The following is a 4,492-nucleotide window of genomic DNA, read 5'->3' on the forward strand; positions in this document are numbered from 1 at the left end:
GCTCGATGCGAACCTGTCGGTGCCGTTCGCAATCGCGCAGCAGCCGTTCCGCTACGTGACAACGTTCCACGGCCAGTACACGGGCAACACGCTGTACTACATCGACGATCTGACGATCGGCAGCCGTTACACGGTGCGCGGCTTCGACGGCGAAACGATGCTCGCTGCGTCTCGCGGCTTCTACTGGCGCAACGAGCTGCAGGCGCCGATTGGACAGACCGGGATGGCGGTCTATGTGGGCCTGGACTACGGCCGTGTGTGGGGCCCGCAGCCGATCGCGCTGGTCGGCACGCAACTGGCGGGCGCGGTGATCGGCGTGAAGGGCAGCGTCGCGACGCGTTTCGGCGGCTACGGCTACGACCTGTTCGCCGGTACGCCGGTGTACAAACCGTCCGGCTTTCCGACGAATCGGGTCACGCTCGGATTCCAGCTAACCGCCCAGTTCTGATGAACGCCCAATCGAGCCGCCCGACACTTCGCCGATCCGATACCGCCGGCGAGGACAAGGAACTGACGGCGTTTCTGACCGCCCAGCTCGACAGGATCTTGTCCGCGAGTCACGAACCGCGTCCCAGCTGCCCGCGCTGTGGCGGCGGCCACATCACCAGCGCGGGATTCCGAACGCGCCCTATCGGTCGGCTGCCGATGTTCGAGTGCCGGACTTGCCGGTGTTACTTCAGCCGCACAGCCGACACCCCGCTCGGCGAGAAGCACCTCAAGAAGCTCGATTTGTTCGTGTCCCTGCTGTCGCAGCCGATCTCGTGCACGGATGCGGGTGGACGCCTGGGCAGCCGTCGAACGACATCAGCCAACGTGTTGTTACATGGCGCGCGTGGCTGTTGCAGCTCGACCCGACCGGCAAGTGGGAGCGCCGTGTGAGGCTCGGTGGCCGCCCAACAGAACTGGAACCTGCGCCGCTGACCTTCGACGAAATCGGCGCGCGCGAAGACCTCGCCTTGACGGCCCGTCTGACGCGCGAATTCGACGAACTGAATTCGCTCAGCCATCGGCCCCCGCGTTGTCCGGACTGCGCCGAACAGGCCCTTCATCTGCGGACTGCTGTTTTCCAACTGCGTCGCGGCTTCTGCCACCGCGAAAGTTGCCGCTTTGCCGAACGCCTGCGCGAACGCCATGTCGTTCGCAGCGGTCGCCGGCTCGCTGGCAGGCGATGTGTTGCAGTCGCTGGCGCAGCCGATCATCGATCAGACGGTGAGCCAATTGCCGTTGAGCGCGCAGGCTGCCGCGCGGGATGCGCTGAACGAGATCGTGGCGACGGCCGGCGGTGCTGCGGCTGGCGCACTCGCGGGCTGCGGTTCATCCGGTGCGCTGGCTGGTGCAGGTTCTGCTATCAACAACGAGCTTTACAATCGGCAGCTTCACGTAGAAGAGGTGAAGGTCGTCGAACGTCTCGCGAAGGAAAAGGCACAAGCGGTATGCCGTGGCGATGCAAGTTGCGTCGCGAGCGCGACGATCTACTGGACCGATATGTTGGAGCGCGCAGCAAAGGGAATGGTCGACGACACCGCCAACAAGGAAAATATGGCGTATCTTCAGACGCTGATCCAGACGGCGAACAATCCGACGAGCGAAGGCGCGATGGGCGGGCTCAGTTCCTACCTGGCGAACCTTCAGACGGCCGAGGAGATGCTGTCGCAATACATGGGTAAGCCCATTCTGGTCCGAGGCCAGCCGATGATTTCTGATGGATCTGCCCAGACGTATTTCAGCGCGACGCCCGCGCAGCGTTCGGACCAGTATTTGAACTCTGGACTGGGCTCACTCCCCGGCTCGATCGCGCCGGGTGCGAGCCAGCGTGATCAGACTCGGTTGAGTAACTTCGCCGCGCAAAACGGCTCAGTGAAGCCCGATTACACGATCGAGGAAACGGTCGTCGGCGGTATCCTTGCCAATAAGGTCGCGTCGACGGCCGTGCGCGTGGGTGAGTCGATTGATGTGTGGTTGGCCGGGGCGGTTAAACCCGCGGATAAAGGCTTTATCAGCACCGGCAAAGTGACGATGGAAAGCATGCCAGTGAAGCTGAATTCGGCGGAACAGGGCGTGCTTTCGCAGCTCGATCAGCTTCCGTCGAAGGATTTGCAGGGGCAGGCCCGTGAATATGTGGCGAATAACTACTTCGTGCGGAATGGATTTACGCCGCTTGATGGGAAGTGCGGTGCCAACTGCTTTGACGGAGTCTACGTTAAAGGAAACACTGTCTACGTTAACGAGGTCAAGCCCCTTAGCGAATCCGGCTCGATCAGTTTAAATCCGGCAAACGGTGCGACTAAGCTTCCAACTCAGCAGACAGATGACTGGGTTGCCTCCTCTATTAGGCGTTTAAAAGATAGCGAAAATCCACATTTGGTAGAGACGGCGAACGTTGTCGAGCAGGCCCTGAAGAATGGAAACCTCGTGAAGCTGGTTTCTGGCGTTGACGCAAATGGAATGGTGATTGTGAAAATCCTAAGGAATACACCATGAACAGGCAAGAATCAATGAGGAAGTTGGCGAATCTCGTTCAGGCTGAAAGGGGCTTGCTTCCCGAGCTTGTTCACGATGCGATGTACCGTAGAACCAAGGTTCGCCTTGGCATTGTTTACGAAGGTTTGGCAAGCCGTGCAAGAACCCAAGCGACCTTCGATTGCTTTGTTCAACATGACCTTGCGCAGTGCAAGCAAAATTTTTATTTGGCGTCGAAGTTGTACTCTAAGGCTCAGGGGCTGGATGGTTGGTCCGGCTCTTTGTTGGGGATGTATGCTTTATGTGCACTTTTATCGGACGATGAAGGCGTAATTAATGATTTGGCTGGAATTGAGAGCCCCGAGCTGCTGAGTGCGCGAGATAATCTAAAATCGCCAGAGGCACTCGACTATAAATTTCAACTTGCGATTTTGGGAAGGGATCGGGAGTTGGGTGAGTTGATCGAGGAAACTGCAAGGAAGGGGTCAAAGGCTGATCGACAGGCAATATCGGACGGGGAGTATTTCTTTTCGTTGTTGCTTTCGCGTGATAGCACGAAGTTGAAGGATCTGATAGAGAAGAGGCATGCAAATATCAGATGCGCATGGCCAGAATTTGAGAACTTCATCTCATATCTTGGGACGATCGAGACAAAAATTTGCTGGCGCCGTGGGATACAAATTGAAATCGACCACCCGCTCGTTCCAATGGAGCTGATGCCGGTGAAGCCTCTCGATCACTACGATGACGTCTACGACTTTCTGAAGCCGGGGTGGGTGCCCCCTCCGCAGGGGCTGATCGGCCGTGTTTCCCGTTGGTTTAAGACGTGATCGCCTCCGGCGTCGCGTTGAAACCGGGGTAATGATGAAGAAAACAAAATGGCCTGTGGCCTTCGTGTTTGCCATGTCCGCGCTTCTCGCTGGGTGTGAGAGCGTGCCGCCGGATGCTCCGCCGCGCCCGCCACCGAAGGCAGAAATGTCGCCAGTGCTCCCTTCTTGGTCAACCACGACGTGGGTCATGGGCTATTGGAAATGGGATGGCACCGAATGGATCTGGATTCCGGGCCATCTTGCGCCGAAACCATAAAACAAATTCAACACACGTATCCGAATGAGAATCCGTCCGTCCGTTGTCCTTCTGTCGATTGCTTCCTTTGTGCCAATGACTGGATATACACAGCACGCTCCGTCGCCCGCCGACCAGGCGGCCGCCGCACGCGCGAATGCGGAACAGGATCGGCAGGCGCAGCAACAACGTGAAGCGCAGCAACGGGAGGCGGCCGTGCGTGCCCCCTCCGTTCGCTCGGACGTGCCGCGCATTGAAGCGTATCCGGCGCTTCCCATCGAAACGCCGTGTTTTCGGATCGACCGCTTTACACTCGACGTGCCGAGTTCATTGCCCGATGCAGCGAAGGTTCAGGGCGCGTCCGCACTTCCGATGGATCGATTTTTCTTCGCGCGCGAATGGTTGGAGCACTATGCCGGCCAGTGCGTCGGCAAGCAAGGTATCGATGTGCTCGTCAAGGGCCTGTCGCAGGCGATTCTGGCGCGCGGCTACGTGACGACACGCGTGGTTGTTGCCGGAACAGGATCTGTCGACCGGCACCCTCAAGTTTTCGCTGATCCCCGGCGTGATTCGCCATGTGCGCTTCGCCGACGAAAAGCTCCGCGGCACCTGGAAGACTGCCTTCCCGAACGGCGACGGCGAACTGCTGAACCTGCGCGACCTTGAGCAAGGTCTGGAGCAAATGAAACGCGTGTCGAGCCAGGACGTGTCGATGCAGATCGTGCCGGCCGACGTACCGGGCGAAAGCGCCGTCGTGCTCGACGTGAAGCGCGGCAAGCCCTGGACGGTTGTAGCATCGATCGACAACTCGGGGACCCGCGCGACCGGCAAGCTGCAAGGTAATTTGTCGCTCGGGATTGATAACCCGCTGGGCCTGAACGACATTTTCAACATCGGCGTGAGCCAAGACCTTGAACTCGGCGACAAGCGTCTCGGCTCGCACGGCTGGAACGGTTTCTATTCGATC

General features: G+C 58.9%; 3 protein-coding genes and 3 pseudogenes. All 6 read left to right on the top strand.

Going from position 1 to position 4,492, the window contains the following annotated elements:
• Positions 1 to 448 (top strand): ShlB/FhaC/HecB family hemolysin secretion/activation protein (locus HMPREF3115_RS32760; protein WP_305367017.1); only part of this gene is annotated, 448 nt, incomplete at its 5' end.
• A pseudogene (locus HMPREF3115_RS33095) lies at positions 448 to 896 on the top strand (DUF746 domain-containing protein); the annotation flags it as partial. The gene HMPREF3115_RS32760 and the pseudogene HMPREF3115_RS33095, both read left to right, overlap by 1 nt.
• Before the next feature lie 196 nt (positions 897 to 1,092).
• Positions 1,093 to 2,481, top strand: a pseudogene (locus HMPREF3115_RS24475) (cell surface protein); the annotation flags it as partial.
• Positions 2,478 to 3,290 (top strand): contact-dependent inhibition immunity protein BcpI, encoded by an 813-nt coding sequence (bcpI, locus tag HMPREF3115_RS31290; protein ID WP_141751731.1) that lies wholly within the window; start codon positions 2,478 to 2,480, stop codon positions 3,288 to 3,290. The pseudogene HMPREF3115_RS24475 and the gene bcpI, both read left to right, overlap by 4 nt.
• A 73-nt stretch (positions 3,291 to 3,363) precedes the next feature.
• Complete coding sequence (bcpO, locus tag HMPREF3115_RS30165) at positions 3,364 to 3,546, top strand: CDI system lipoprotein BcpO (protein WP_223855040.1); 183 nt, start codon at positions 3,364 to 3,366, stop codon at positions 3,544 to 3,546.
• Between the two features lie 24 nt (positions 3,547 to 3,570).
• Positions 3,571 to 4,492, top strand: a pseudogene (locus tag HMPREF3115_RS31745) (ShlB/FhaC/HecB family hemolysin secretion/activation protein); the annotation flags it as partial.

Origin of the sequence: Burkholderia sp. HMSC10F09, assembly GCF_001806955.1 — a bacterium.
Classification (GTDB): domain Bacteria; phylum Pseudomonadota; class Gammaproteobacteria; order Burkholderiales; family Burkholderiaceae; genus Burkholderia; species Burkholderia multivorans.

What these genes read in the sequence shown, in the direction of transcription:
- bcpI (WP_141751731.1), top strand. Translation starts at nt 2,478, where the DNA reads ATGAACAGGCAAGAATCAATGAGGAAGTTGGCGAATCTCGTTCAGGCT.
- bcpO (WP_223855040.1), top strand. Translation starts at nt 3,364, where the DNA reads ATGTCCGCGCTTCTCGCTGGGTGTGAGAGCGTGCCGCCGGATGCTCCG.